23 protein-coding genes are annotated in these 25,979 nt (G+C 61.6%); 14 read left to right on the top strand and 9 right to left on the bottom strand.

Annotated features, from left to right (window positions below; all coding sequences use genetic code 11):
• Nucleotides 1-109 precede the first annotated feature (109 nt).
• The 3 genes from Q1A91_RS05850 (at nucleotide 110) to Q1A91_RS05840 (ending at nucleotide 3,255) form a co-directional block, all read left to right on the top strand.
• On the top strand, nucleotides 110-1,966 hold the full coding sequence (locus tag Q1A91_RS05850) for a hypothetical protein (RefSeq protein ID WP_299874280.1): 1,857 nt from the start codon (nucleotides 110-112) through the stop codon (nucleotides 1,964-1,966).
• A gap of 71 nt (nucleotides 1,967-2,037) precedes the next feature.
• The gene (locus Q1A91_RS05845) at nucleotides 2,038-2,202 is read left to right on the top strand and encodes a hypothetical protein (RefSeq protein WP_299874278.1); all 165 of its coding nucleotides are present in this window, start codon (nucleotides 2,038-2,040) and stop codon (nucleotides 2,200-2,202) included.
• 15 nt (nucleotides 2,203-2,217) lie between these two features.
• Nucleotides 2,218-3,255, top strand: a complete 1,038-nt coding sequence (locus tag Q1A91_RS05840) for an HEXXH motif-containing putative peptide modification protein (protein ID WP_299874275.1) — start codon at nucleotides 2,218-2,220, stop codon at nucleotides 3,253-3,255.
• Between the two features lie 226 nt (nucleotides 3,256-3,481).
• Here Q1A91_RS05840 and Q1A91_RS05835 read toward each other — a convergent pair whose 3' ends face one another.
• The gene (locus Q1A91_RS05835) at nucleotides 3,482-4,522 is read right to left on the bottom strand and encodes an aromatic ring-hydroxylating dioxygenase subunit alpha (RefSeq protein ID WP_299874272.1); all 1,041 of its coding nucleotides are present in this window, start codon (nucleotides 4,520-4,522) and stop codon (nucleotides 3,482-3,484) included.
• Between the two features lie 21 nt (nucleotides 4,523-4,543).
• Nucleotides 4,544-5,257 carry a hypothetical protein gene (locus tag Q1A91_RS05830; protein WP_299874270.1) on the bottom strand — a complete coding sequence of 238 codons (714 nt, stop codon included), beginning with the start codon at nucleotides 5,255-5,257 and terminating at the stop codon, nucleotides 4,544-4,546.
• A gap of 90 nt (nucleotides 5,258-5,347) precedes the next feature.
• On the opposite strand from Q1A91_RS05830, the gene Q1A91_RS05825 reads away from it, so the two are divergent.
• The 3 genes from Q1A91_RS05825 to Q1A91_RS05815 all read left to right on the top strand — a co-directional run bounded on the left by Q1A91_RS05825 (nucleotide 5,348) and on the right by Q1A91_RS05815 (nucleotide 8,799).
• On the top strand, nucleotides 5,348-6,352 hold the full coding sequence (locus tag Q1A91_RS05825; RefSeq protein ID WP_299874267.1) for a hypothetical protein: 1,005 nt from the start codon (nucleotides 5,348-5,350) through the stop codon (nucleotides 6,350-6,352).
• Between the two features lie 93 nt (nucleotides 6,353-6,445).
• Nucleotides 6,446-7,354, top strand: coding sequence for a hypothetical protein (locus tag Q1A91_RS05820; RefSeq protein WP_299874265.1), 909 nt, complete (start codon nucleotides 6,446-6,448; stop codon nucleotides 7,352-7,354).
• Between the two features lie 152 nt (nucleotides 7,355-7,506).
• On the top strand, nucleotides 7,507-8,799 hold the full coding sequence (locus tag Q1A91_RS05815; RefSeq protein WP_299874262.1) for an O-acetylhomoserine aminocarboxypropyltransferase/cysteine synthase family protein: 1,293 nt from the start codon (nucleotides 7,507-7,509) through the stop codon (nucleotides 8,797-8,799).
• A gap of 38 nt (nucleotides 8,800-8,837) precedes the next feature.
• Here the strand turns inward: Q1A91_RS05815 and Q1A91_RS05810 are convergent, their stop codons facing one another.
• A complete protein-coding gene (locus Q1A91_RS05810) occupies nucleotides 8,838-9,533 on the bottom strand; it encodes an SIMPL domain-containing protein (protein WP_299874260.1) in 696 nt (231 codons plus the stop codon).
• A 171-nt stretch (nucleotides 9,534-9,704) separates the two neighbouring features.
• Between Q1A91_RS05810 and Q1A91_RS05805 the strand changes: the two genes are divergently transcribed.
• The 3 genes from Q1A91_RS05805 to Q1A91_RS05795 all read left to right on the top strand — a co-directional run bounded on the left by Q1A91_RS05805 (nucleotide 9,705) and on the right by Q1A91_RS05795 (nucleotide 15,005).
• On the top strand, nucleotides 9,705-12,461 hold the full coding sequence (locus tag Q1A91_RS05805) for a hypothetical protein (RefSeq protein ID WP_299874258.1): 2,757 nt from the start codon (nucleotides 9,705-9,707) through the stop codon (nucleotides 12,459-12,461).
• A 150-nt stretch (nucleotides 12,462-12,611) separates the two neighbouring features.
• Nucleotides 12,612-13,067, top strand: coding sequence for an Lrp/AsnC family transcriptional regulator (locus Q1A91_RS05800; protein WP_299874256.1), 456 nt, complete (start codon nucleotides 12,612-12,614; stop codon nucleotides 13,065-13,067).
• Between the two features lie 30 nt (nucleotides 13,068-13,097).
• Nucleotides 13,098-15,005 carry a cation:proton antiporter gene (locus Q1A91_RS05795; RefSeq protein WP_299874254.1) on the top strand — a complete coding sequence of 636 codons (1,908 nt, stop codon included), beginning with the start codon at nucleotides 13,098-13,100 and terminating at the stop codon, nucleotides 15,003-15,005.
• Between the two features lie 2 nt (nucleotides 15,006-15,007).
• Here the strand turns inward: Q1A91_RS05795 and cobT are convergent, their stop codons facing one another.
• Nucleotides 15,008-16,021, bottom strand: a complete 1,014-nt coding sequence (cobT, locus tag Q1A91_RS05790) for a nicotinate-nucleotide--dimethylbenzimidazole phosphoribosyltransferase (protein WP_299874251.1) — start codon at nucleotides 16,019-16,021, stop codon at nucleotides 15,008-15,010.
• Nucleotides 16,022-16,103: 82 nt separating this feature from the next.
• Between cobT and Q1A91_RS05785 the strand changes: the two genes are divergently transcribed.
• Nucleotides 16,104-16,889 (top strand): adenosylcobinamide-GDP ribazoletransferase, encoded by a 786-nt coding sequence (locus tag Q1A91_RS05785; RefSeq protein ID WP_299874249.1) that lies wholly within the window; start codon nucleotides 16,104-16,106, stop codon nucleotides 16,887-16,889.
• A gap of 55 nt (nucleotides 16,890-16,944) precedes the next feature.
• On the opposite strand, the gene Q1A91_RS05780 is transcribed toward Q1A91_RS05785, so the two are convergent.
• The 5 genes from Q1A91_RS05780 to Q1A91_RS05760 form a co-directional block, all read right to left on the bottom strand.
• The gene (locus Q1A91_RS05780; protein ID WP_299874246.1) at nucleotides 16,945-17,457 is read right to left on the bottom strand and encodes a CarD family transcriptional regulator; all 513 of its coding nucleotides are present in this window, start codon (nucleotides 17,455-17,457) and stop codon (nucleotides 16,945-16,947) included.
• Between the two features lie 304 nt (nucleotides 17,458-17,761).
• A complete protein-coding gene (fdxA, locus tag Q1A91_RS05775; protein ID WP_299874244.1) occupies nucleotides 17,762-18,100 on the bottom strand; it encodes a ferredoxin FdxA in 339 nt (112 codons plus the stop codon).
• Between the two features lie 52 nt (nucleotides 18,101-18,152).
• Nucleotides 18,153-18,539, bottom strand: coding sequence for an RNA-binding S4 domain-containing protein (locus Q1A91_RS05770; protein ID WP_299874242.1), 387 nt, complete (start codon nucleotides 18,537-18,539; stop codon nucleotides 18,153-18,155).
• Nucleotides 18,540-21,350 (bottom strand): helicase-related protein, encoded by a 2,811-nt coding sequence (locus Q1A91_RS05765; RefSeq protein ID WP_299874239.1) that lies wholly within the window; start codon nucleotides 21,348-21,350, stop codon nucleotides 18,540-18,542. It lies immediately after the preceding gene.
• A 33-nt stretch (nucleotides 21,351-21,383) separates the two neighbouring features.
• Nucleotides 21,384-21,941 carry a tetratricopeptide repeat protein gene (locus Q1A91_RS05760; protein ID WP_299874236.1) on the bottom strand — a complete coding sequence of 186 codons (558 nt, stop codon included), beginning with the start codon at nucleotides 21,939-21,941 and terminating at the stop codon, nucleotides 21,384-21,386.
• 74 nt (nucleotides 21,942-22,015) lie between these two features.
• Between Q1A91_RS05760 and Q1A91_RS05755 the strand changes: the two genes are divergently transcribed.
• From Q1A91_RS05755 to Q1A91_RS05740, 4 genes are read left to right on the top strand one after another with little or no spacing between them, the layout of a single operon-like run.
• The gene (locus tag Q1A91_RS05755; RefSeq protein ID WP_299874233.1) at nucleotides 22,016-22,306 is read left to right on the top strand and encodes an SCP2 sterol-binding domain-containing protein; all 291 of its coding nucleotides are present in this window, start codon (nucleotides 22,016-22,018) and stop codon (nucleotides 22,304-22,306) included.
• Complete coding sequence (locus tag Q1A91_RS05750) at nucleotides 22,306-23,253, top strand: alpha/beta fold hydrolase (RefSeq protein WP_299874230.1); 948 nt, start codon at nucleotides 22,306-22,308, stop codon at nucleotides 23,251-23,253. Before Q1A91_RS05755 ends, Q1A91_RS05750 begins: the two co-directional genes overlap by 1 nt.
• 60 nt (nucleotides 23,254-23,313) lie before the next feature.
• Nucleotides 23,314-24,342, top strand: coding sequence for a ligase-associated DNA damage response exonuclease (locus tag Q1A91_RS05745; RefSeq protein WP_299874227.1), 1,029 nt, complete (start codon nucleotides 23,314-23,316; stop codon nucleotides 24,340-24,342).
• The gene (locus tag Q1A91_RS05740) at nucleotides 24,339-25,937 is read left to right on the top strand and encodes an ATP-dependent DNA ligase (protein WP_299874224.1); all 1,599 of its coding nucleotides are present in this window, start codon (nucleotides 24,339-24,341) and stop codon (nucleotides 25,935-25,937) included. The genes Q1A91_RS05745 and Q1A91_RS05740 overlap by 4 nt, the downstream gene beginning before the upstream one ends.
• The last annotated feature ends 42 nt before the right edge of the window (nucleotides 25,938-25,979 follow it).

Raw genomic sequence — 25,979 nt, 5'->3', positions numbered from 1 at the left:
TTCACCCCACGCCCCCTGCCCGCCTGTCGTGGGTGCGCAGAGCGATTCCCAACTTGAGGGCAGACGCAAGGCCAACATCCCGTTAGGCTAAGGCTTCACGCGGGTGGGAATGGGAACACGGACTTTGGACATCGAAGACCACATCCAGATCGGGACGGTCCTGTACCGTTATGCCGACGGCAGCAGGCAACTCCGGCGGACAGCGCAGTTCGATCTGCCACCGCTGGAACGGTTCAACCCGGACCTGATGCGGCAGTTCCTGACCGATATGATGGCGATGGAACCCGAAGAGATGACAGCCCCCCGCAGACGGCCTTCCGTCACACTTGCGCCCGTGCAGGCGCAGTGCATTCAAGCGGTGTGTGTCCTGGCCCGACAGCTTCTTGTGGATGCAGGCCTGCCGTCCTTTGATCGGGAGAGGATCGTCGCCCTTTCCCAACCCGAAGCCCGCGGCGCGCCCACCGTCATCCTGACCATCCCGGTGACGGAACATATCCCCGCGCGGGTTTACCGGCTGGCCTATGGTGCCGCCTACAGCCTGATCCGCGATCTGGCCACCACTGCCAACGTGGTCGAAGACGTCAGGTCCAGGGCAGACGCCTTGGAGAAGGATGTCGTGGATGTCATCCGGTGGGAATGCGGGAGCGGCCCAAACTGCATCCACCTGCTCAAGGCGGCCTTTGAGCGGGGCATTCAGATCGAACATGTCGGCAGATCGGTCTACCAGCTTGGCACCGGTTCCCATGCCGTGCTTGTGGAACGCAGCATGACGCAGGGCGACGCGGCCATTGGCGCAAGGTCTGCAAAAGACAAATGGACCACCAGCAAGTGGCTGCAACAAAACGGCGTGCCCACAGCGCATTCGAGACTGGTAACCCGGCTGGATCACGCCTGCGCCTTTGCCGCGCAGCTGGGATATCCGGTGGTCGTCAAGCCGGAAAACCAGGATGGCAACAAAGGGGTGAGCGTGGACGTCATGGACGACGATCACATGAAAGTCGCGTTTGAAGCCGCCCGAGAGTTCACCAATTTCGTCATGGTCGAGCAGCGCATTCCCGGTCATTGCCACCGGCTTGTCACCTTCCGCAACAGATACGTCTTCGGCTTTACCCGCCATCCCAAAGCAGTTGTCGGTGACGGAACCAAGACCGTGGCGCAACTGGTCGAAGAGGCGCAGGTCAAACGGGCCAGAAAAGTCGCCTACAAGGCGGAGAAACCTTTCCCCCTCGATGATCTGGCGTTCGATTGTCTGGCAGATCAGGGGCTGGCGCTGCACGCCATCCCTGCGGCCGATCAGATTGCATACCTTCGGCGCAACAACACCCTTGACGAAGGTGGGCACAATGAAACCATCACGGACAAGGTGCACCCCGAAAACATCAAGCTGGCCGAACGCATTTCCCGGATGTTCCGGCTTGAAAGCATGGGGCTTGATCTGATCTCAACCGATCCCAGCCGCCCCTGGTTTGAGACGGGGGCCTGCATCACCGAAGTGAACTCCATGCCACAAATCGGGCACAACAGCGCGAAGGCTTATGTTGACGCCCTCTTTGGTGCGGAAAAAGGGGCCGTGCCGGTGCATGTCTACGTGGGCGATGACGCCGCAATGGAAAAAGCCCGCCTGCATCAGCAGCACTTGGCACAAGAGGGTGCCGCCGCCGTGTTGACGGCGCATGATCAGACACTCGGCGCGGATGGAGACCTGATCAGGTACCGGGACGGGGGCACCTTGGTGGAGCGGATCACCGCCGCACTTTCGGACACGCAGACAGGGGCGCTGATTGTGGTTGTGCAGGACGATGAACTGCTCGAACGGGGGCGTCCAATGCTTCACGTCACCTCCGCCCGGCAGGTGAATGATTCTCTCGTGTCGTTTCGGGATCGTGACAAATTCTTGCCACGAGACCGTATTGATGCCCTGATTGGGATTATTATCGACGGAATTGAACGCCCAAATTCAACATAACACGTTTTTCGTTGATCGAGGCCAAAGGGCCGCGTAGGCTGATGGTGTTTTTGAAAAAGGGGTTAATAGCTATGAAACATACTGTTTTGGCGCCATATGGCGCACTGAAATTTCTGCCACTCGCCACAAAAGTCGGCGACACCGGCAAGACCGGGACCGCTTCCATTCTGGCACCTTACGGTGCGATGAAGTTCCTGCCGATTGCGACAAAAGTTGGCGAGCAGAAGCCCGGCTGATAGAGCCACAGAGATATGGCTGATATCGAACAACAAACCGTCGGCGCTGCCCGCAGCGCTGGCGACTTTTTTTTGCCCTCGGCAAAAGCGGCGCAGGCGGTGGACAAAACGGTCCGGGATCGCCTGACGTCCAGCTTTGGCTGGTTGGCGGAAAGCTACCCGTGCCTGAGCATCGACGCGGCAACGCTTGACGCATGGCAGGCGCGCCCCACCGATTTCGGGCTCTACTTTGATCTTGCCTCTGCCGTGCACCACAACCCAGACAGCGCCACGTCAGAGGAATACATGGCCCGCGCCCAGCGTCTGGCGGATCGCGTGACAGCGGGAGCGCAGGGCAACAGCGGGCTTGCGATCAAGACGCTGAGTGCAGAACACTACGATGCGGTTGATGTGGATTGCCTGCTGCGCTGGTTCGATCTGGAGCCGGAAAACAGCATGGCACTGCTGCCGCTGGACGCGGCCGAGTTCAAGGATGCCACAGAGGTGCTGGGCCGCGCCCTGACCTGCATCGAACGCGCCCTGCCCGACTTTTACGGCGAATTGACCGCGCTGACGACCGAGATCATTTTCGCCAAACCCGGCCCTGACGCAAAGTTGAGCTTCGGCGGCGCCTCGTCTTTCGCGCTTTGGGGTGCGATGGCGCTGAACGCGCAGGCCCATGATCATTGGTGGGACTACCTGCCCCGGATCGCGCATGAATATTCGCATAACTTCCTGTTTGGCCTCGCCTCTGACGGCGAATTGGTGACCAACGATCCGTCAGAGCGGTTCCGGTCCCCACTGCGCGAAACACTGCGCCCGATCGACGGGATCTACCACGCATGCTATGTCTCCGCGCGGGAAACGGTGGCGATGGACGCGGTCCTGGCCGCCCTGCCGACGTTGGGTCTGGGAGCCGAGACCGACACGGTCGGTGCCTATTGCACCTCTATCCAGCAACGCTCGCTGTCCGCCTATCACGATTGCAAAGCCGTGATTGATGAGCATGCCAAGATGACGGATCTGGGCCAGAACGTTCTGAACGATACTGCAAGAGCCATCGCTGCACGCTGAGCCGTCTGACCTGAACGTCGCCTTGCACCCCCCTAAAACGCCGTCATCCGATAGCCCCACCTTCAATTGCGCTGTCGACACATGCGTTTCGCGCATCCCTTGGGAAGGTGGCGTAATCGTGCTCTTGTCGGATGCTGAGGGTGCTGCCCCCCCGGCATGCAAATGCCATCCCAATCCACCTCACGCCGGGGCTGGCTTTGCCCCTCTTGCGCTCTGCCGTAACGCTCTATTCCGCCATCTGGCGGTCAACCTCGCGTTCCTCATTGATCATCGCCTGTAACTGACGCCGGAAGCGCAGCTGACCGCCGTCAATGGGCAGATCGATGTGTGGGCTGGTCTTCTCCCGCATGCCGACCTGCACTTCGTTCAGCACGGCGCGGTCTTCTTCAAACGCATGCTGCACATCGTCGGTCATCAGTTGGGACAGCGCTGCATCGTCAGGCCGGATGTTGCGCAGCTGGAACCAATAGTACCGCGTGGTGCCTTCGGTGGTGGGTGTCATGAAGTTATAGCTGTCCATGATGAACACGTCCTCATGCAGCGGCCCCTCCGGTCCCCCCGTCCCCGCAGGCGTAAAAACCGCCTTCACCAACGCATGGGAGGGGTAGCGCACCTCGTAATGCTGGAGCCGGTCACAATTGCCCTCAAAGGCCACCACTTTCTTGTAGAAAGGGGCAGGTTCCACATCCATCATCCAGCGGTGCACGATCACACCATCGTCGGTCTTGGTCACGCGCAGCGGGGTGTCTCGCGTGGCACTTTGCCCGAAACTGCTTTCATGGACCCAGGCCACATGGGTTGGATCCAGCAGGTTGTCACACATCAGCAGGTAATTGCAGTCCAGCTCCATCGCAGCGCCGCGATTGATGCCCCATGTGGGATCGTCGTAGTGGTCGATCTCAAAGATCTCGGAAGGATCGGCAAGCGCGGGGTTGCCCATCCAGATCCATACCAACCCGTATTTCTCGTGCATTGGATAGGCATGGACGCGCGCGTTTGACGGGATGCGCCCGGCACCCGGTGCCCAGACACATTGCCCGGCACAGTCAAAGGTCAGCCCGTGATAGCCGCATTCCACGGTGTCGCCCCTGATGCGCCCTCTGGACAAGGGCAGCTTGCGGTGCGGACAGGCATCCTCAAGCCCCACCAGCGCACCGTCTTCGGTGCGAAAGACGCAGATCTTCTCACCCAGCACAACAACCTGTTGCAGATCGCGGGTGATCTCGTGATCCCATGCCGCGACATACCACGCGTTTTTCAGAAACATTTCAGGGCCTTTTCGAAAGGATCAGGGGATCAGCACATCACCACGCGCAAAGCGGGCGATGTCCATCGTCAGATCGTCATAGACCACCTGAATGGTGATCGTCTGCACCCCACCCAGCTGCAAGGTCAGCGCCGGAATGCCATCGTCTTCGAGGATCGCATTGGGGGTCGTATACTTCATGTGGCAGGGCGGCAGCGGCCAGTTCTGCATCGGCTCATCATTGACCGATATCGCCATCGCCGCCAGCCCGCAGCGCCAGCTCCACAGATGCGTGACATAGAGCCAGTCCTTGCCATCATATTCACGCACCGCAACCCAGTTGCCACGGGTCGCGTTCAGGATCGGTTTGATCTCTGTCGCGGTGGTGAATTTGCCGCTGGGGGTCTGGTCTTCGGCCATCAATCCTGCGGGCACCACGGCCATGTTGAAGGGGGTTGCGGCTGGTAAGGCAGTGGCGGCAGGTGCGGCGGTAGCGGCTGGCGCGGGCGTCGCGGTGGGTGCAGGGGTCGCGGCGGGTGCCGGCGCGGGTGCAAGGGTCGCGGCGGTCGCGCCCTGGACAACAACATTCTCTCCGATCACGACGCTGCCTTCACCAATTGTCACGGTCGCGCTGCTGTCGGCCTGCGGTTCTGCGGCCACGGCGGCAGGGGGATCGGCCACCGGTGCGGCCGCAGCCTGATCATTCTGCGCGCCATTCATGCCCGCTGCCACCATTGCGAAAAAGATATCCAGCATGTCTCACCCCCACCGCACGGCCCAAATGCCGCTTTTGCCAATCTGATCGAACGCCTATAGTGGCCGCAAAAGACCAAAGGCAGATCGAGTATGGCACGCAAGGCGCGCGCACCGCAAACATTCAACGTCGTCGTTGTGGGACAGCATGGCCGGCTGGCCTATGAGGCCTTGATCTTTGCCGCTTCGCTGCGGGCAAGAAGCCCCGGTTTAAAAGGCCGCCTGATCATCGCGGAACCGCAACCCGGACCCAAGTGGGACAAGGACCCCAGCATGCGCAGTGCTGACGTGCGCGATGCGCTTGCCGACTTCGGGGCAGAGATCATCCCGTTTGAGAGCAGACATTTCGGCAGCGCCTATCCCTATGGCAACAAAATCGAAATGCTGCGCGCCCTGCCCGAAGGGGAGCCGTTTGTCTTCTTTGACACCGATACGCTGATCACGTGCGACCTGAGCCGCGTGCCTTTTGATTTCGACCGCCCCTCCGCGTCGCTGCGCCGGGAAGGCACATGGCCGGAGCCTCAAATCTACGGCCCCGGCTACACGGGCCTTTGGAAATCGCTTTACGACAAGTTCGACCTGGACTTTGAAAGCAGCCTCGATCTGAGCCAGCCGGACGAATACTGGCGGCGATATCTGTATTTCAACGCAGGGTATTTCTTTTACAAATGCCCGCATGCCTTTGGACAGCTCTTTGAGCAATACGCGCTGGCCATCCGCAACGATCCCCCTGTCGAGCTGTGTTGTCAGTCGTTCGATCCATGGCTGGATCAGGTGGCCCTGCCGCTGGTGATCCATGCGCTGGGTGGCGGCCGTGACACCCTGCCCGAGGGCCTGCTGGATGGCACAGTGTCCTGCCACTACCGCCTGCTGCCGCTGCTCTATGCCCGCGAAAACGATCTGGCCGTACAGGTGCTGGAAGAGGTGACGGCCCCCAACAAGCTCAAGAAAGTGCTGAAGGGGTATGATGCGATCAAGCGGATGATCTATCAGGGGCGTGGTCGGAAGGTGCGGGCACTGTTTGATCAGGACAACCTGCCGCGCAAGGAGCAGGCCATTCGGAACCGGATCAAGTCGAATGGGTTCTGGATGCGGTAGGCGCCCCCTGACCATTTTCCGGCGACTTCCGTCGCAAAATCCGGGCCGATCAGAGCAGAAACCACGTTTGGGCCAAAGGCAAAAGGAATGCACATGCAGGCACGCGAGCCGGAATTGATCGAAACGCTGGCAGAGCTCTCTCCTGTTCTGCGGGAAAAGCGCCGACGCGGCTGGATCATTGCAGTGGCAACGGTGATCGGTGCAGTGGTCTTTGCTGTTTTTGCTCCCTCACTCTTCGACAGCAATGATCTGAGGATACCAGCGCTCGGGATCGCGGTGGGTTTCGGCGGGGTGACGATGCTGAACAGATGGGTGGCGCGCACGCAGCAACAGTTGGTCATGCCGCATTTAGCCCGGACAGTTGATCTGGAGTATCAGCAAAACGCATCCGCATTCCTGAACAGGATCCCGCAGCGGCTTTTGCCGCGCGCATCTGTGCAAAAAGCCGAAGATCACCTGAGTGGAAAGGTCTGCGGTCGCAAGTTTGAGATGGCAGAGGTCAAGATCAAGACAGGCGGCAAGCGGTCAAGAACAGTCTTCCAAGGGTTCGTCCTGCGGTTTGAGAACGTCGCACCGCTGCCGGCCTTCTTTCTCGCGCAAGCCCATGAAACCGACCGATGGTTCAGCAGGATCGATACGTCTGATCTTGTGGAATCGCAGAAGATCAGGGGGCAAAACGACGTTGCATACGGGGTTTGGCTGTCCAAAGCCGGGATGGCACAGAAAGACCCCGCACTGACCGCTGTGATTGATATCCTGACCGACCTTGAAGAGCAGATTGAGGGCTATGTGCGCTTGTTTTCAGCGACCAGTACAGGCGAAGAAATGCACATTGCGCTGGACCACAGCAGTGATCTTTACCGGATCGGTGGATTGATGGCCAGCGATGAGGCGATCATGGACGCCATCAAGAAGGCATCCGAAGAGCTGAACATCCCGCTACAGATCGTATCGACCTTGCTGGAGGCAGAGCGTCAGAGCGCACAGATCAAAGAGGTCTAGTTTTTGGCACCCCGAGCCGCAGAACACTCTCCCACCCCACACCTCATTCCAAGGACCACGTCCTCAAATCCCCCATCGCGCTTGTCTCCCCACGCGGCATCCCCTAACCATACCGCAAACCGCCATACCGATAGAATTAAGGAGATTTCACCATGACCGACGGCCCGACATACGGCTTTGACACCCTGCAAATCCACGCAGGCGCCCGTCCTGACCCGGCCACCGGCGCGCGGCAGACGCCGATCTACCAGACCACGGCTTATGTGTTCCGCGATGCCGATCATGCTGCGGCACTCTTCAACTTGCAGGAAGTCGGCTACATCTACTCGCGCCTGACCAACCCGACGGTTGCTGTGCTTCAGGAGCGGATTGCCACGCTTGAGGGCGGTGTTGGCGCGGTCTGCTGCTCCTCCGGGCACGCGGCACAGATCATGGCGCTCTTCCCGCTGATGGGACCGGGCAAGAACATTATCGCCTCCACCCGCCTATATGGCGGCACGGTCACGCAGTTCAGCCAGACGATCAAACGCTTCGGCTGGGAATGCAAATTCGTCGACTTTGACGATCTGGACGCGGTGCGTGCGGCGGTGGACGAAAACACCCGCGCGATCTTTGGCGAAGCCATCGCCAACCCCGGCGGCTATATCATGGATGTGCGCGCGGTGGCGGATGTCGCGGATGAAGCGGGCGTGCCGCTGATCATCGACAACACCTCCGCCACGCCGTACCTGTGCCGCCCGATTGAACATGGCGCGACGCTCGTGGTGCATTCCACCACCAAATACCTCACCGGCAACGGCACCGTCACCGGCGGATGCGTGGTGGACAGCGGCACCTTTGATTGGTCCGCAAATGACAAGTTCCCCTCCCTCAGCCAGCCCGAGCCTGCCTATCACGGCCTGAAGTTCCATGAGACCTTCGGCAATCTGGCTTTCACCTTCCACGGCATCGCCATCGGGCTGCGCGATCTGGGCATGACGATGAACCCGCAGGCGGCACATTACACGCTGATGGGGACCGAAACCCTGTCGCTGCGGATGGAGCGGCATGTAGAGAACGCCCGCAAAGTGGCCAAATGGCTGGAGGACGACGACCGGATTGACCATGTCACCTATGCCGGGCTGGAATCCTCCCCCTACTTTGAGCGCGTGAAAACTGTCTGCCCCAAGGGTGCGGGCGCGCTGTTCACAGTGGCGGTCAAAGGCGGCTATGACGCCTGTATCAAACTGGTCAACGCGCTGGAGATTTTCAGCCATGTGGCCAACCTCGGTGATACCCGCTCGCTGATCATCCACTCCGCCTCCACCACCCACCGGCAGTTGTCGGCAGAGCAGCAGGAAGCGGCGGGTGCGGGGCCAAGCGTGGTGCGGATCTCCATCGGGACCGAGGACGCGGATGACCTGATCGCGGATCTGGATCAGGCGCTCAGCAAAGCGGCGAGCTAACAGAACTCAACGCCGCCCTGCTTTCGCGTGGGGCGGCGTTATTCCTTTGCGGTGAAGGCAAAGACCATCGTGATCCGTGCGCTCACATCGACCTCGCCCGGTGCGATGGCGCTTTCCATACTGACGCGCGCGTCGGCCATGCCCATGTGCACCGGCCCTGCCCCGGACGCCCCGTCTGACAGCCGCAGCACCTCGCCCAGTTCCAGACCGGCCGCCTCAGCCAGCACACGGGCGCGCATCATTGCATCTGCGACAGCCGCTTTGCGGGCCTCTTCAACAGCGGCACTGTCATCCTGCAACCCAAAAGTCAGCCCGTTGAAGTCATTGGCCCCCGTTGCAATCACCGCATCCAGAATGGGCCCAAGCCCCGCCAGATCGCGCACGGTGACGGTCACCGCATTACCGGCTTCATAGCCGGTGATCTGCCGGCCCTGGTCGAGCCGCGCTTCGTTGTAGATGGGGTTCAGGTAGAACCGGCTGGTCTGCTGATCCGCCGCGTCAATGCCCTGCGCCTCAAGCGCTGCCAGAATACCGCTGACCGATTGCGCCATTGCATCCATCGCGGCCTGCGCCGTCTTTGCCCGCTCGCGCACGCCAAGGTTGATTATCGCCTGATCCGGCGCAACTGAAACGCGTCCCTCGCCTTGTACAAAGACACCTTGTGCAATTTCTTCTGCCTGCACCGCCGGGGCCATCGCAAGACAGGCGGCAGCCATCCAAAACCTGATTTTCATGGGGTTGTCCTTTCTATGAGGGTCGTTTGTGATCTTTACCTGACCTTAGCAAAGCCAACTGTACAGGGCAGAATGCGCCTCAACCCTTTTCATGGGCAAACTCCCGCGCTATTCTTAACTAAAATCCGGGGCGCGCTCGTCCCCTCACCGAGCATGTGTTAAAGCACGAACATGAAACCGAATTTTGCCCTTTCCCTGTCTTTTGAAGGCATCCGACTGCTGCATCGCGCGGCGGGGGGCTGGCGCATTGTCGGCGATGTTTCGCTGGATGCGCCGGATATGGCGGATGCGCTGGCGGTGCTGCGCAAAACGGCGACAGCGCTGGAACCCGGCGGGCTGCGGTCGAAACTGATGCTGCCGAATGATCAGATCAGATATCTGGTTATCGACACCCCCGGCATGGACACTGACGCCCGTCGCGCAGCGGCGGCTGAGGCATTGGACGGTGCCACGCCTTACGCGGTCGACGATCTCGCTTTTGACATCAGCGCCGAAGGGGATCGCACCCATATCGCCGCCGTCGCGCGTGAGACGCTTGCAGAAGCCGAAGCCTTTGCGGTGGAGCACCGGTTTCACCCCGTCAGCTTCGTGGCTGTGCCGGGCGACGAGGCCTATCTGGGAGAGCCGTTCTTTGGTCAGGCCCAGGCCGCCGAGGCACTGCTGGAGCCGGGAGAGAGCATTGAGCCGGACGGCATTGCCGTGGTTGTCATTGGCGAAGCCACATTGCCCAAGGCCCCGACGGTAGAAGAAACGCCAGCGGATGCTGAAAGCGATATCGCTCTGGAGGAGGACACCACGCCGGAGCCCTTGGTACTGGAAGATACCAAGGTTGAAGAAAAGACATCTGACGCAGAACCCGAACCAGAGGCCGAGGCCCCCCCAGAGGTCAAAGCCGAAGACCCGTCGGAGCAGGTGTCGCCCGCTACAAAAGACGCAGGCAAGCCCGCATCTGAAGCCCCTCCTGAAGAGGCCGCTGCCAAACCCGAGCCTGCCGCACCCCAGCAGGACGCAAAGCCAGAGCCAGAGCCAGAGCCAGAGCCAGAGCCAGAGCCAGAGATCGAAACCGCGCCGGCCGCCGAAACACCAGCCCCAACGCCCGAAATGCCGCCTCTTGTGGCCAAGGCACTGGGAAACGCGCCCTCTTTGCCCGACGCCGTCACCGCCGCTGCAAAAGGCAACGGCACCAATGACCCCATCGCCCCACCGGTAGAGCCGCCCTTAGAACAATCGGCACCGCCAAACGCCGGTTTTGCCAGCAGGCGGAGCACGGCACCCGAAGCACCTGCCCCGCTTCAGGCCGACACCCTGCGCGCAAGCCGCGCGGCACCTCCGGCCCCCGCAACAAACGTGACAGCGGCAGAACTTCCGATCGATCCTGACAGCAGTTCGCTTGACCACGCGGCAGAGATGGAAGAAACCCCGCCCGCGCCGCGTGGCGGGTTCCTGAGCCGCCGACGGGCCGCTGCAAAAGCAGCACTCGAAGAACGCGCTGTCGCGGCCACCGCCGTCCCCGCAACAGCGCATGCCGTCGGCACCCCCGACAGCGAAGCCGAGCGGATGACCGTTTTTGGCGCACGCCGTGCAGAAGTGGGCGGCAAGCCACGCTTCCTTGGCCTGATGCTCACCGCGGCGCTTCTGGTGTTCCTGGCCGGTGTCGCCGCCTGGGCATCGGTGTTTCTGGATGACGGGTTGGGATTGTCGCGTCTGTTCAGCAACCGCGAACCCGAAGTCACGGCCTCCGCCCCGCAAGAGCCTGACATCCCGGACGTTCCCGCAATCGTTGCCGCGCCTCCTGCCGAAGAAACCGTGCAGACAGCCGCCCTTGACCCTGACCTGACAGAAACGGACGAAGCCGTGCTGGACGCGCTGCGCCGCCCTGATCCCCTGCCCCCGCGTGAGTTGACCGAGGAGGAAGTCGAGGCAAAATACGCAGCCACCGGCATTTACCCCCGCGCGCCCGTTGTGCCGCCGGAGCCTGCCGGTCTGGTCAATATCGAAGACCTCTATCTGACCAGCATTGACCCGATCAGCACCGCGAATGACGCCGTCGCCCTGCCGCCTCTGGCCGAGGTGCGGCCGGATCAGGCGCTCGAAGACATCCCCTCCCCCGCTGCGGCCGGCACCACATTTACCTTTGACGCGCGCGGCTTGGTTGTGCCCACGCCCGAAGGGGCCCTGAACCCCGACGGGGTTGTGATCTTTGCAGGCAAACCACCCGCTGTGCCGCCAGAGGCACCAACGCGGTTCCAGACGGCCCCCGAAGTGACCCAGCCCCGCCCCGAACTGGCGGGTTTCAGACCCCGCGCGCGCCCCTCTGATCTGGTTGAAACCAACGAACGCGCGCAGTTGGGCGGATTGTCGAAATCGGAACTGGCTGAATATCGGCCTGTTCTGCGCCCGCAATCGGTGCAGGAACGGGTCGCCGCGGCCTCCTCTGCGGGGATTTCGGCGGCTGATACCGAACAGGCTGTGGCCGCGGCACTGGCCTCTACCGCCAATGTCGATGCCGATCCTTTTGCCGATGCAACACGGTTTGCGGTGCAAGCCTCTATCCGCCCCGATACGCGGCCTTCGAACTTCACCCGCACTGTCCAGCGCGCCCAGCAGAACCGGCCCGCCGAGGTAACGCAGGTGGCAAGCGCTGCCGCCGTGGCCCCCCGCACAGTCGCGCCCAAGATCCCTTCCAGCGCCTCTGTTTCGCGCAGTGCGACGGTCAAGAACGCGATCAACCTGCGCAAGGTCAACCTCATTGGGGTGTATGGCAAACCCTCCAACCGCCGGGCCTTGGTGCGGTTGGGCAATGGGCGCTACAAGAAGGTCGTTGTGGGCGACCGCATTGATGGCGGACGTGTCTCCGCCATCGGCGATTCTGAACTGCGCTATGTCAAAAGCGGGCGCAACGTCATCCTGAAGATGCCCAAGGGCTAGGACACCGGCCAAATTTGTCCGACGGGGGCATTCAGATATGCTCAGAAATCGGCCCAATTGACCCGGAATGCGCGGCAAACCCGCTCCGGCTATAGAAATCTTCATCATACCGCCGCATGATCCTTCTCAATCTGACGAAAGGCCCGCGCGATGCTGGATGATACGGATCTTCGACTTCTCTCTGCCCTGCAACGCGATGCCCATCTGACGGCACAGCAGTTGGGGGAAACCCTGCATCTGTCGCCCTCGCAAGCTGGACGGCGCAGGCAGAGGCTGGAAAGCGAAGGCTATATCCGCGGCTATACCGCCCGCGTCGATCCGGTGCGGCTGGGATTGAATGTACAGGGCTTCGTTCAGGTCCACCTTGGCACCCACGGGCCTGAGAATACGCGCAGTTTTTCACAACTTATGACCAGCAGACCCGAAATCGTGAGCGTCTGGACCCTGACAGGGGATGCGGATTATCTGCTGCGTGTCTATTGTGAAGATCTGCCCAGTTTGAATCGCCTCATTCACGAGGTACTTCTCCCCCATCCTGCGGTCGCACGCGTTCAAAGCCAGATCGTCATGGATCAGCTCAAACGCGACAGCCCGCTGCCCACCTGACCGCCCCGCGCGGGCGCCGAAAGGACCAACATGGAAGGTTTCCTGTTTCAGGCGACGATTTATCTGGCCGCCGCCGTCATAGCGGTGCCCATCGCCGCCCGGTTGGGGCTCGGATCGGTGCTGGGCTATCTGGCGGCCGGCATTCTGATCGGGCCGCTGCTGGGCCTTGTGGGGTCCGAGACGAAAGACCTGCAACACTTTGCCGAATTCGGCGTTGTGATGATGTTGTTCCTGATCGGGCTTGAGTTGGAACCCCGCACGCTGTGGAACATGCGCGACAAACTGCTGGGGCTGGGCGGGTTGCAGGTTGGTGTCTCCACCCTTGCCCTGATGGGCATTGCGATGGCCTATGATCAACCCTGGAACGTGGCGCTGGCGATTGGACTGACGCTGGCACTGTCTTCCACTGCGATTGTGCTGCAAACCCTGTCGGAAAAGAACCTGATGCGCACCAGTGGCGGGCGGTCGGTCTTTTCGGTGCTGCTGACGCAGGACATCGCGGTCATTCCCATTCTGGCCTTGCTGCCCCTTCTGGCGGTGAACGCCGCCACGGCGGTGATGCCGGATGGATCCATCACCGTCGACCCTGACAAGGTGGACGCCGCGCACAATGGCGGCCATCACAGCGCGGGTGCGGCAGATGCCGCGTTCAACTATGTGCAAAGCCTGCCGGGCTGGGGTGTCACCCTGCTGACCATCGGCGCGGTGGCTGCGATCATCATCGTTGGTGTGTTCTTCACCCGGCCCGTCTTCCGCTTCATCCACGCCGCCAAGCTGCGGGAGATGTACACGGCCCTGGCCCTGCTGATCGTGGTTGGCATTTCTTTCGTGATGATGCTGGTGGGCCTGTCCCCTGCCCTTGGTGCCTTTCTGGCCGGCGTGGTGCTGGCCAGTTCCGAATTCCGGCATGAGCTTGAGACGGACCTTGAACCCTTCAAGGGCCTTCTCTTGGGCCTGTTCTTTATCACCGTGGGCGCGGGCATCAATTTCGAGATGCTGTTTGGCGATCCGGTGATCATTCTGGGCATGGCACTGCTGGTGATCATCGTCAAAGGGCTGATCCTCTATGTGCTGGGGCGGGCCTTTGGCCTGCGGGGCGGGGATCAATGGCTGTTTGCCCTGGGGCTGGCGCAGGCGGGCGAATTTGGCTTTGTGCTCGCCAGTTTCTCGGTCACGACCGGCGCAATGCCTGCGGCAGTGGCGGAGACGCTGCTGTTGGTGATTGCCCTGTCGATGCTGATCACCCCGCTGCTGTTCATCCTCTATGACCAGATCAGCAAGCGCATGGATGACACGGCCCCCATCATCCCCGATGAGATTGACGAAGAGGGCCCGGTGATCATCGCAGGCATTGGCCGTTTCGGGCAGATCGTGAACCGTCTGGTGCAGGCCAGCGGCTTTCAGACCGTGGTGCTGGATCACAACCCCGAAACCATCGCCGTGATGCGCCGTTTCGGCTTCAAAGGCTTTCTGGGCGACCCCACCCGCCCCGATATTCTGCGCAAGGCAGGGCTGAAGGACGCGCGGGTGCTGGTGGTGACGCTGGATGACCCCAAGGCGGCGCTCAAGCTGATCACCTACGCCCGCAAGGAGCGGCCCGATCTGCACATCGTCAGCCGCGCCCGTGACCGGCCCGAGGTCTACCGCCAGTTTCAGGCAGGCTCGGACGACATCGTGCGGGAGATGTTTGACAGCTCCCTGCGGGCCGGACGCTATGTTCTGGAAAACCTTGGCTTGTCAGATTTCGAGGCGGCAGAAGCCTCCCGCCTGTTCTATGCCCATGACCGGGTATCGGTGAAGGAACTGGCGACCCTCTGGCGGCCCGATGTGGCCCCAAGTCAGAACAAGGAATATGTCGAACGCGCCAAGGAACTGCAAAAGGACCTTGAGACAGCCTTCCTCAACTTGGCCGATGAAAACGACCAGAAACGGGCGTAGCGTCAGCCGTCGCTGACGCCCGCCTGTGCAAAGGTCGCCATGCCCGCATGACAGGCCAGCGCTGCCTTGAGGAGCGGGATTGCCGTTGCCGCGCCCGATGCTTCGCCAAGGCGCAGACCAAGGTGCAGCAAAGGCTCTTTGCCCAGCGCCTGCAACAGTCGCCCATGGCCGCCTTCCGCGCTCAGATGCCCGGCAACCGCGTGGTCGAGCGCGCCATCGGCGGTCTTGGCAAGGCACAGCGCCGCCGCACAGCAAATGAAGCCATCCAGGATCACCGGAATACGCAGGCTGCGCGCGCGCGCCATCGCACCGACCATCGCAGCCAGTTCACGGCCTCCCAGACAGCGCAGGATGTCCAGCCCGTCTCCCGCATTCTTGTGCAAGGCCACGCCTTCGGCCACGACATCCGTCTTGATCCTGAGGCCCGCATCATCCACCCCGGTGCCCCGTCCGGTCCACTCCGCCGCATCCCCGCCCAGAAGCGCGCAGGCCAGTGCCGCCGCCGACGTGGTGTTGGCAATGCCCATCTCTCCGACGACAAGCAGGTCGGCATCTGTGCCCACGGCTGTCCAGCCCGCGTTCAGCGCGGCCAGAAAGGCCGCGTCGTCCATCGCGGGGCCTTGGGTAAAATCCTGCGTGGGCGTCTCAAGATCAAGCGGCACAACATCAAGGCTGGCGCCTGCAGTGCGCGCCAATTGGTTGATCGCCGCGCCGCCGTGTTGAAAGTTAAGCACCATCTGCGCTGTCACTTCTGCGGGGAACGCCGAGACCCCGCGCGCAGCAACCCCGTGGTTGCCTGCAAAAACAATGATCTGCGGCTCTGTAATCTCAACCAATGCGCCGCCGCGCCAGCTACGATACCACAACGCCAGATCTTCCAACTGCCCCAAGGCCCCCGGCGGTTTGGTCAATTGCCCGTTGTGATCGGATGCCGCCTGAAACGCGGCGGCATCTGCGGTTTCCTGCGCCGTCAATTGCGCGCGAAAATCAGCAAGGGAAGAAAGCGGTGTAGTCATCAGGCAGGCTCTGTTTGCGATTGAACTGGCCCCCTGTCTAGCCGTAGCCTGTGCCAGCCGAAAGGGCCGGAAGGGCAGATTGATGACGGATCGCGACATTGAAGCGGGAGGCGGGGCATTTCGGATGCGGGATGTGCATCTTGCCTTTGCCTTGCTGACGCGCCTGCCCTTGCCCCGGATTGCTTTTGACGATGCCGAAACCCGTCCCGCGGCCCATGGCGCATGGGCCTATCCGCTGGTTGGGCTGGCGGTGGGCGCAGCCGTGACACTCACCGCGCTGGTACTGAGCACACTTGGCGCGCCTGCGGCGGTTGCTGCGGGTTTTGCGGTGATGGCAGGCGTGCTGGTCACAGGGGCAATGCATGAAGACGGCCTGGCCGATTGCGCCGATGGATTTTGGGGCGGCTGGACGTCAGAACGGCGGCTGGAGATCATGAAAGACAGCCAGATCGGCACCTACGGCGTGCTGGCCCTTGGGCTGGTTGTGGGGCTGCGATGGGCGCTGCTGACCCATCTGATCCTGGAGGGCGCGGTTGCGGGCGCTGTGCTGAGCGCCGCCGTGACGTCCCGTGCGGTGATGGTCTGGGTGATGGGCAGCCTGCCATCGGTGCGCGCGGCCGGTTTGTCCCGGCAGACCGGACAGCCGCACCGGCAAGCGGTTCTTGCGGCAGCGGGCATTGGTGCCTGCGTGACACTCATTGCCGTGGGACATGCGGTTTTCCTGATCGCCGCATTGGCCGGGCTGGCGGGCTTTGGCCTGATGCGACTGGCCCGCGGCAAGATCGGCGGCCAGACCGGGGACGTTCTGGGCGGCACGCAACAGATCGTTGAGCTTGTCGTGCTGCTGGGTGTGACCCTCACCCTATGATGAAAGAAGGCCGCGTCCGGTGAGACGCGGCCTTTTCATCATCTTTTACAATCGCTTAGGCCGCGACGCGGCTCTCCAGCACATCACCAACCTGCTTGGCAGCAGCCATCTCATCGCCGCCACCAACGGCTGCAACTTCACGGGTCAGACGCTCCAGCGCGGCTTCGTACAGCTGACGCTCGGAATAGCTCTGCTCGCGCTGATCATCGGTGCGGTGCAGATCGCGCACGACCTCCGCGATGGCAATCAGATCACCGGAGTTGATCTTCTGCTCATACTCCTGCGCGCGGCGGGACCACATGGCGCGTTTCACCTTGGCCTTGCCCTTGAGCGTCTTCATCGCGTGGCTGATCACATCGGGGCTGCTGAGCGCACGCATCCCGATCTCTGTCGCCTTGTGGGTGGGCACCCGCAAGGTCATCTTGTCTTTCTCAAACGCAATCACAAAGAGCTCCAGCGTGATGCCGGCGACTTCCTGTTCCTCAACCGAGACGATCTGCCCAACGCCGTGCGCGGGATAGACAACAAACTCGTTCGGACGGAAGTCCAGCTTTTTCGATTTACTCATGTTCGGCTCCTGAGGCGCGGGGGTCCCGCAGTTAAGTGGCGTTGAACTGACGTCAAAAACGCCGTCGGCCGGTGGCAGCAACCACGTCCGAAAGCGCGTATTCTGAGGAATTGGATGTCATCCAGAGCAGTCTGGATGCGACACATGCCTGTTCGTCAGCTTCGTCGGTCTGTTTCAACTTTGCGACAGCATATCACAAAAACACCCCTTCCGAAAGCGCGACGCGCCGGAAAGTGGGCAAAATCCACGTTTTCCAGTGTGTTAGAGCCGTCACATTACCGTCATACAGCCAGGAGACGGCGAATCAGCCGCCTTCGCCCGGTGCTTCGGAGAAGTATTTCTCCAACTTGCCCGTTTCACCATCCCGTTCTTCTGCGTCGGGCAGCGGGTCTTTCTTGGTGATGATGACGGGCCAAAGTTCGGAATATTTGCGGTTGAACTCGACCCATTTTTCCGCATCCGGTTCCGTGTCCGGACGGATGGCGTCGGCGGGGCATTCGGGCTCGCAAACACCGCAATCAATGCACTCATCCGGGTGGATGACCAGCATGTTCTCCCCTTCATAGAAGCAATCCACCGGACATACCTCGACGCAGTCGGTGTATTTGCAGGCGATGCAGCTGTCGTTCACGATGTAGGTCATGCGATGATCTTCGTCCGTTCCGTTTGTATGCTAGCTAAATGAGGGCGGGCCATCATTCAAGATGGCGGGCCTTAGAAAGATCAAGCTGACGGCGGTCGCGCTTGGTCGGACGGCCTTTTCCCTCAAACGCCGGATTTTCGGGAGGTTTTTTCTCTTTTCGCGCCTCAGGCGGGGACAGATCGGTGTACAGCGCCTGCGCCTCGGGAGCCGGTCCCCGGCGGGTGCCCAAAGCGTCGATCTGGATCACGCGGATGTGATCCCCCTGGGCAAAGGTCAGCACGTCACCGGGGGTGATCGTCGCGGCGCGTTTGGTGGTCAGATCACCATTGATGCGCAGGTTGCCATCGGTCACGCGGGCGGCTGCAAGCGAACGTGTCTTGAAGAACCGTGCTTGCCACAGCCACTTGTCCACACGCAGCTTCTCAGCCTTTTCAGACACTTATTTGCCGTCCTTCAACCCCATAAGCGCCGCTGCGAAGGGGTTATCGGGGTCGATCTGCTTTTCCTTGCGCGGCGGCTTGGCCGAGAAGTTCTGCGATTTGCCACCCCGGTCACCCCGGTCGCCCTTGTCGCGCGGCCCGCCCTTGCGGCCCTTGGGTTTGCCCTTGCCCTGCGGACGGTCACCGCCGCCGCGCCGGTTCTGGGTGTTCGCGCGGGCATTGCCACCCCAGGTGAAGGAATAGAAAACCTCCATCTCAGGTGCGTCAATTTGCGCATCCGTTGAGGTGTCAGCTTCGCTGGTCACCTCGGGTTTTTCATCTGTTTCGGCCTCGGCGGTCGCTTCCGCAGGAACCTCCGCCTCATCAGGTACCTCGGCAGGTGCCTCTTCGGAGGGTGTTGCGGTCTCAGACGCAGGTGCATCCGCCGCAGCAGCAGGCGCTTCCGGCGCGGCTTTCACCTTCACCCGCTCGCCCTTTTCAGCGGCATATCCCAGCCCCTGCATCAGCTCTGCAAACTGATCAAGCGTCATGCCCGTGATCGACAGCATATCCGCCTTGGCTTCGAACCCACCGCGCGAATCCTCCACCCGCAGCATGTCCGCCAGCCGCTCCAGCATATCAATGCGGATCGCACGGGTGCCTGCATTGCGGTAGCCCGACATCGTGTCAGCGCCCGCAGGCGCGCCATCGTCAACCGGGATTGTCACCAGACCGGGTGGCGGGGATTCCGGAAAGGTCTCCAACCCCTTGGACAGCGACCACAACACCAGCCGCAGCCGTGTTGGTGCGGGCTTCAGAATAAGGGGCATAAAGATCGTGAACTGCCCAAAGCGCACACCATGTTTGCGCAGGGTTGCGCGCGCATCCTGGTCCAACGCCTTGACGTCACGCGCCACGGCAGCGCGGGGCAGAATACCAAAGGATTCAACCAGTTGAAACGCGAACCCCCGCACCAGGCCAGTCAGGGTTTCATCCTTGGACAAGGCCAGAAGCGGCTCGAACAAGGCGGCGACCTTCCGGTCGATGAAATGCTGCAACCGGCGCTGGACCTTCTGGGCCACTTCCGCGCCAGCGACGTCATCCACAAACACCTCAACCTGCGGGCGCAGCGCATCGGGCCCTGCCACCAGCTTGCCTACCGCAGAGGAGCCCCACATCAGGCCGCCCTGTTCGGTGAAATCAATCTCCGTATCCGGCGCGTTGTAGAAACGATCCGCGCGCAGATGGAACTGCGGCGCCAGCGCCTGCAACGCGGCGGTCTTGATCGTTTTCTCTTCTGCCCCGCCAGCACCCTTGTCAGCGCGGAAACGGAACCCGTCCAGCTTGCCTACAAATTCGCCTTCGACGGTGACTTCACCGGTATCATTTACTTCGGCCACCATGGCCTCCTTCTGTCCTAGCCGGCGCAGCAAAACAGAGGTGCGCCGGTCTACAAATCTTTGGGTCAGACGTTCATGCAGCGCGTCTGATAGGCGGTCTTCTACGACACGGGTCGCCCCGCGCCAATGGCTTTCATCACGAGTCCAGCCTTTGCGCTGTGCGACATAAGTCCATGTGCGGATAAAGGCGAGCCGTTTGGACAGCGCATCAATGTCCCCATCGGTGCGGTCGATGCGCTTGATTTGCCGCGCCAGCCAGTCTTCGCGGATCTCCCCATGCTGGTGCAGATCGGTGAAAATCGTCTCCAGCAAGCTGGCGTGTTCGGCGTGGCTGATGCCGCGAAAATCCGGGATGCGGCAGACATCCCAGAGCAGCTTCACCGATGGCCCGTCCCCGCAGCGTGCCATGATCTCATCCACCTGCCCCAGTGATTTCAGCGCGCGCAGATCATCCGCTTCGCGCGCCCGCACCAAACGCTCGTCCTCCGGCTTGGCTTCAAGCGTGGCGATCAGACGGTCGATGGAACCGAATTGCAGCGCGTGGTTGCGCCAGTTGATCTTGTTCTGCGGGGTGAAGTGATGGTCCATGATGGCCCGCGCCACACCGTCATCCAGCGCAGGCGCATCCCCGGTCACACCAAAGGTGCCGCTTTTCATGCCCCGCCCTGCGCGCCCCGCGATCTGGGCCAGTTCATTGGGCGCAAGCGGCCGCATCCGCCGTCCATCAAATTTTGCTAGCGCCGAGAACGCCACGTGATCCACATCCAGGTTCAGCCCCATTCCGATGGCATCCGTGGCCACCAGAAAATCAACTTCGCCGGATTGATACATGTCCACCTGCGCATTGCGGGTGCGCGGGGAAAGCGCGCCCATCACCACCGCTGCACCGCCCTTCTGGCGGCGGATCAGCTCTGCAATCGCATATACATTCTCAACCGAAAACCCGACTATTGCACTGCGCGGACGCATACGGCTTATCTTTTTCTGACCTGAATAGGTCAATTCGGACATCCGCTCCCGCCGCAGGAAATCCACCTTCGGGACAAGTGCGGCAATCGTGCCCCGCATGGTGTCAGAGCCCAGAAACAGCGTCTCATGCTGCCCCCGCGCGCGCAGCAGACGGTCGGTGAACACATGGCCCCGCTCAGGATCGGCGCAGAGCTGGATCTCATCAATCGCAACGCAATCCGCGCCCATGCCTTCTGGCATCGCCTCCACCGTGCAGACCCAATATTGGGTGCGCGGCGGCACGATCCGTTCCTCCCCCGTCACCAATGCAACAACCGACGGACCGCGCAGGGCCACGATGCGGTCATAGACCTCGCGGGCCAGCAGACGCAGCGGCAGGCCGATCACGCCCGTGCGGTGGGCGAGCATCCTGTCAATGGCATAGGTGGTCTTGCCGGTATTGGTCGGGCCCAGAACGGCCACGACCCTAGAAGTCCCTGACACATGCGTCCCCGATCAGATTTCCCGCCCAATCCCGTCGCGCTTGAGGCGCGACAACGCCTGACTTGCGTTCTCGTGATGGGGATAAATCGCCAGGACTTGGCGATAGAGGTCAGCGGCGCGGCGCAGATCGCCGAATTCCTGCATCATCACAGCCAGACCAAAGATGGCATCGTAATGCTGCGGGTTCAGGGCAAGGGTCCGCTCCAGATCATCCAAAGCCGGACCAAAAAGGTCCCGCCTGAAATACGCCTCTGCGCGGGCGTGGAACCCTTCGGCAAAATCCGGCGCATGATCTGTCAGGGCGGTAAAATGCTCAATCGCCAGCGGGTAGTTGCCCTCTTCCAGCGCTTCGCGGCCCCGGATCAACAGCATATCCATCGCCGCAGAGCCGGACCGCGACCATTCCCGCTCAATATCGTGGGCGATGCGCGGGGCATCCACCGGACCCGCTGTGCGCAGGTTTTCCAGCAGTTCGGCGGTCTTTTCCTGTGCTGTGGCCATGCTGGACAGCAACACCACGAAGCCAAGTGCCGTAAAGTGACGTTTGAGGTTGACGGGTAAGACGGGCATAACAAATGTGAATGTAACAGGCTGCCGCCGCAATTCCACCCGTGACTGCAGCATTTCACCAAAAAGGGACTACGATGAGTGATATTGTAAACGAAGCTGTGTCCGCGCTGAATGCAAAGCTGGCGGGCGCTGATTTCGATGGAACGGCCAAGTTCGACATCGCGGGCGAAGGCTGTGTGATGATGGACAGTTCCGGCGCACGTGCTGCCGATGAAGATGCCGATGTGACGCTGTCTGCGGATGTCGAGACGTTCAAGGGCATCATGGAAGGGGACACCAACCCTACGGCGGCCTTCATGTCCGGCAAACTTGCTGTTGACGGCGACATGGGCATGGCAATGAAGCTGGCTGCCGTCCTGGGCTGATGGAGCTGACGCCAGCGCCACTCTTCACGGATGTGTATCCGGGCCCTGAAGGGGGTGCGGCCCATTGGGCTGTCACCTCCGACGGGAAGCGGATCCGTGTGGGCGCCTGGCCGCTTCAGGGGGCCAAAGGCACGGTGCTGATGTTCCCTGGCCGGACGGAATACATTGAGAAATATGGCGAAACCGCGCGGGAACTTGCCACGCGCGGGTTTGCATCCATGTCGATTGACTGGCGCGGACAGGGCCTTGCGGACCGGATGTTGGACGATCCGCTGGTGGGCCATGTTGACGCCTTTCAGGACTACCAAAAGGACGTGGCCGCGATGATGCGCGCTGCGCGCACGCTGGGCATGCCGCGCCCGTTTTTCCTGCTGGCCCATTCCATGGGCGGCTGCATCGGGTTGCGCGCGGTGATGGAAGGCTTGCCGGTGCAATCAGCGGCCTTCACCGGGCCGATGTGGGGCATCTATATCAAGCCGCATCTGAAATTGGTGGCAGGCGTGCTGTCCACCATGATGCCGAAACTCGGCAAGGGCCATCTGCTGCCCCCCGGCTCCACCACGCAGCCCTATGTGCAGGCGGCCCCCTTTGAAGACAACATGCTGACCACAGATGCCGAGATGTACGATATGATGCGCGACCAGCTGGTCGCCCATCCTGAGCTGGCCCTTGGGGGTCCCAGCTATGTCTGGCTGCGCGAAGCGCTGGCAGAAACCGCCCATCTGTCAGAACGCGCCGCCCCCAACCTACCGGCGGTCGCCTGGATGGGCACAAACGAGCGCATCGTCGACATGCCCCGCGTCCAGTCCCGCATGGAAAGCTGGAAAGGCGGACGGCTGGAAATGGTCGAAGGGGGAGAGCACGAAGTGCTGATGGAAGTGCCCGACATGCGCAATCCGATCCTGGATGGCATCCAGCGGCTGTTCTCGGCAACCGTGACCTCCTGACCGCGGTCTCCAAAATCCTTACCCCTGTGCAAGCCGCGTGATGCAGCTACATTGCGGAGTATGAGCAAGGACGCGGTTCTCACCTTTACAGACAAAGGCATCTATTGCGCTGCCGGGGATTTCTACATCGATCCCTGGCGCCCGGTTGCACGGGCGCTGATCACCCACGGCCATGCCGACCATGCACGCTGGGGCATGGGCAGTTACCTTGCCACACATGCCGCACTGCCCGTGATGCGGCACCGGCTTGGGGATATCACCGCAGAAGGCATTGATTTTGGAGAAGTCCGCCAGATCGGCGGTGCACAGGTGTCGTTCCATCCGGCGGGCCATGTGCCCGGCTCTGCCCAGATCCGCGTCGAGGTCGGCGGTGAGGTCTGGGTCGCCTCCGGGGATTACAAGATCGTCGATGATGGGCTGAGCGAGGCATTTGAACCCGTGCGCTGCCATCACTTCATCACCGAAAGCACCTTTGGCCTGCCGGTGTTTCGCTGGGCCGATCAACGCGATGTGGCGGCGGCGTTGAATGAGTGGTGGGCTGGCTGTGCCGCACAGGGCAAAACCGCGTTTCTGGGGGCCTATGCCCTGGGCAAGGCGCAGCGGCTGATGGCGATGCTGGATCCGGCGATTGGTCCGATCCTCACCCATGGCGCTGTTGAGCATACGAATAGAGTCCTTCGGGATCAGGGGCTTACCCTGCCTGACACGACCCTCGCCAATGCGGAACTGAGCCCAAAGGACCACCCCCGCGCGCTGGTCCTTGCCCCGCCATCGGCACTGGGCAGCAAATGGGCCAAGACGTTCGGCCCGCAGGAAACCGCCTTCGCCTCTGGCTGGATGGCGCTGCGCGGTGTGCGCAGGCGGCGTGCGGGGGATCGGGGGTTTGTGATTTCTGACCATGCGGACTGGCATGGGTTGCTCTGGGCGATCAAAGAGACGGGCGCGGAAAACATATATGTCACGCATGGTTACACGGATGTCTTCACGCGGTATCTACAAGACGAAGGCTGGAACGCGCAGGTTGTGCCAACCCAGTTTGAAGGCGAAACCCTCGACGCCAGCACAGATGAGCCGGAGGGCGCGACATGAAGCGCTTTGCCGCCCTTTTCAACGCCATTGACCAAAGCACGAAAACCACCGTGAAAGTCGCGGCATTGGCCGATTACTTCAACGATGCCAATGACATGGACCGGCTGTGGACCGTTGCGCTGTTCTCCGGACGCCGCCCGAAGCGGGCTGTGACCACCACGCGCCTGCGCGAATGGGCGGCGGAAGCGGCGGAGATCCCGCTCTGGCTCTTTGAAGACAGCTATGCCGTTGTGGGCGATCTGGCAGAGACCATTGCCCTTGTATTACCCCCGAACGACACTGAGGATAAATCCGATCTCTCCTTCTGGATCAATGCACTACGCGGCTTAGCTGATGTGGGTGAACTCAACCGCAAGACCTTTGTTATCGACGCATGGAACCGGCTGGGCGGGACGGAGCGGTTCGTCTTCAACAAACTGATCACCGGTGGGTTTCGCATGGGCGTCAGTCAGAAACTGATGACCCGCGCGCTGTCTCGGGCAACGGGCAAGCCGGAGGCGGAACTGGCCCACCGCTTGATGGGCAACTGGCACCCGGATGATGTCACTTGGCACCAGTTGATTGAAGCCGACGACGCCACCGCCGATGCCTCCCGCCCCTATCCTTTCTACCTTGCCTATGCCCTGGAAGACGGCCCCGGCACGCTCGGTGATCCGCAGGACTGGCGCGCGGAATGGAAATGGGACGGCATCCGGGGGCAGTTGATCCTGCGCGATGGGTCTTACTTCGTCTGGTCGCGGGGAGAGGAATTGATGACGGACCGCTTCCCCGAACTCGCCCGCGCCATTGACCACATCCCGCCGGGCACCGTGCTGGATGGTGAGCTGCTCGTCTGGCCTGCGGATCAGGATAAACCATCCAGTTTCAATGCACTGCAAGCCCGCATCGGGCGCAAGACCGTGCCGAAAAAGCTGTTGGCGGAGGCCCCCGTGGTACTTCACGCCTATGACATGCTCGAATGGCAAGGCGATGACCTGCGCGACGCGCCCTTCGCGGACCGGCGCGCCTTGCTCGAACAGACCTGTGCCGATCTGCCGCCCGAAGCACCTTTGCGCCTCTCCCCGCAACACCCGTTTGAAAGCTGGGACACCCTCGCCTCCCTGCGCAGCACCGCGCGGGAGGCCCATGCCGAAGGCCTGATGCTCAAACGCGCGGACAGCCCCTATCTGGCCGGGCGCAAGAAGGGCGATTGGTGGAAATGGAAGCTTGACCCGCTGACCATCGACGCGGTGATGATCTATGCGCAAGCCGGCTCCGGCAGGCGGGCAAACCTGTTTACCGATTTCACCTTTGCCGTCTGGAACGGCAATGAACTTGTGCCTTTCACCAAAGCCTATTCCGGCCTCACAGATGCCGAGTTCCGCCAGATCACCGCCTGGGTGCGCAAGAACACCCTGCAACGCTTTGGCCCCGTGCGGCAGGTCACGCCCCATCACGTGTTTGAGATCGCCTTTGAAGGCATTCAGGCGAGCAAACGCCACAAATCCGGTGTCGCCCTGCGCTTTCCGCGCATGGCGCGCTGGCGGCAGGACAAACCACTGGCAGAGGCGAACACCCTCGACGATCTCAACGAAATGCTGCGCATCTATGGCTGAGCGGTGGTTGTCCCCGCCCCCGCCCCGGCTTAGGTGTAGCGA

It is taken from the genome of uncultured Sulfitobacter sp., assembly GCF_947500075.1.
In the GTDB taxonomy this organism is placed as follows: domain Bacteria; phylum Pseudomonadota; class Alphaproteobacteria; order Rhodobacterales; family Rhodobacteraceae; genus Sulfitobacter.
Note: the sequence above shows the minus strand (reverse complement) of the source record. Positions and strands in the feature narration are given on the sequence as shown.

What these genes read in the sequence shown, in the direction of transcription:
- fdxA (WP_299874244.1), bottom strand. Translation starts at nt 18,100, where the DNA reads ATGACCTACATCGTGAACGACAGCTGCATCGCCTGCAAATACACCGAC.
- Q1A91_RS05740 (WP_299874224.1), top strand. Translation starts at nt 24,339, where the DNA reads ATGAAGCGCTTTGCCGCCCTTTTCAACGCCATTGACCAAAGCACGAAA.
- Q1A91_RS05785 (WP_299874249.1), top strand. Translation starts at nt 16,104, where the DNA reads ATGACGGATCGCGACATTGAAGCGGGAGGCGGGGCATTTCGGATGCGG.
- Q1A91_RS05820 (WP_299874265.1), top strand. Translation starts at nt 6,446, where the DNA reads ATGCAGGCACGCGAGCCGGAATTGATCGAAACGCTGGCAGAGCTCTCT.
- Q1A91_RS05825 (WP_299874267.1), top strand. Translation starts at nt 5,348, where the DNA reads ATGGCACGCAAGGCGCGCGCACCGCAAACATTCAACGTCGTCGTTGTG.
- Q1A91_RS05845 (WP_299874278.1), top strand. Translation starts at nt 2,038, where the DNA reads ATGAAACATACTGTTTTGGCGCCATATGGCGCACTGAAATTTCTGCCA.
- Q1A91_RS05780 (WP_299874246.1), bottom strand. Translation starts at nt 17,457, where the DNA reads ATGAGTAAATCGAAAAAGCTGGACTTCCGTCCGAACGAGTTTGTTGTC.
- Q1A91_RS05840 (WP_299874275.1), top strand. Translation starts at nt 2,218, where the DNA reads ATGGCTGATATCGAACAACAAACCGTCGGCGCTGCCCGCAGCGCTGGC.
- Q1A91_RS05850 (WP_299874280.1), top strand. Translation starts at nt 110, where the DNA reads ATGGGAACACGGACTTTGGACATCGAAGACCACATCCAGATCGGGACG.
- Q1A91_RS05830 (WP_299874270.1), bottom strand. Translation starts at nt 5,257, where the DNA reads ATGCTGGATATCTTTTTCGCAATGGTGGCAGCGGGCATGAATGGCGCG.
- Q1A91_RS05755 (WP_299874233.1), top strand. Translation starts at nt 22,016, where the DNA reads ATGAGTGATATTGTAAACGAAGCTGTGTCCGCGCTGAATGCAAAGCTG.
- Q1A91_RS05760 (WP_299874236.1), bottom strand. Translation starts at nt 21,941, where the DNA reads ATGCCCGTCTTACCCGTCAACCTCAAACGTCACTTTACGGCACTTGGC.
- Q1A91_RS05810 (WP_299874260.1), bottom strand. Translation starts at nt 9,533, where the DNA reads ATGAAAATCAGGTTTTGGATGGCTGCCGCCTGTCTTGCGATGGCCCCG.
- Q1A91_RS05795 (WP_299874254.1), top strand. Translation starts at nt 13,098, where the DNA reads ATGGAAGGTTTCCTGTTTCAGGCGACGATTTATCTGGCCGCCGCCGTC.
- Q1A91_RS05750 (WP_299874230.1), top strand. Translation starts at nt 22,306, where the DNA reads ATGGAGCTGACGCCAGCGCCACTCTTCACGGATGTGTATCCGGGCCCT.
- cobT (WP_299874251.1), bottom strand. Translation starts at nt 16,021, where the DNA reads ATGACTACACCGCTTTCTTCCCTTGCTGATTTTCGCGCGCAATTGACG.
- Q1A91_RS05835 (WP_299874272.1), bottom strand. Translation starts at nt 4,522, where the DNA reads ATGTTTCTGAAAAACGCGTGGTATGTCGCGGCATGGGATCACGAGATC.
- Q1A91_RS05805 (WP_299874258.1), top strand. Translation starts at nt 9,705, where the DNA reads ATGAAACCGAATTTTGCCCTTTCCCTGTCTTTTGAAGGCATCCGACTG.
- Q1A91_RS05815 (WP_299874262.1), top strand. Translation starts at nt 7,507, where the DNA reads ATGACCGACGGCCCGACATACGGCTTTGACACCCTGCAAATCCACGCA.
- Q1A91_RS05745 (WP_299874227.1), top strand. Translation starts at nt 23,314, where the DNA reads ATGAGCAAGGACGCGGTTCTCACCTTTACAGACAAAGGCATCTATTGC.
- Q1A91_RS05800 (WP_299874256.1), top strand. Translation starts at nt 12,612, where the DNA reads ATGCTGGATGATACGGATCTTCGACTTCTCTCTGCCCTGCAACGCGAT.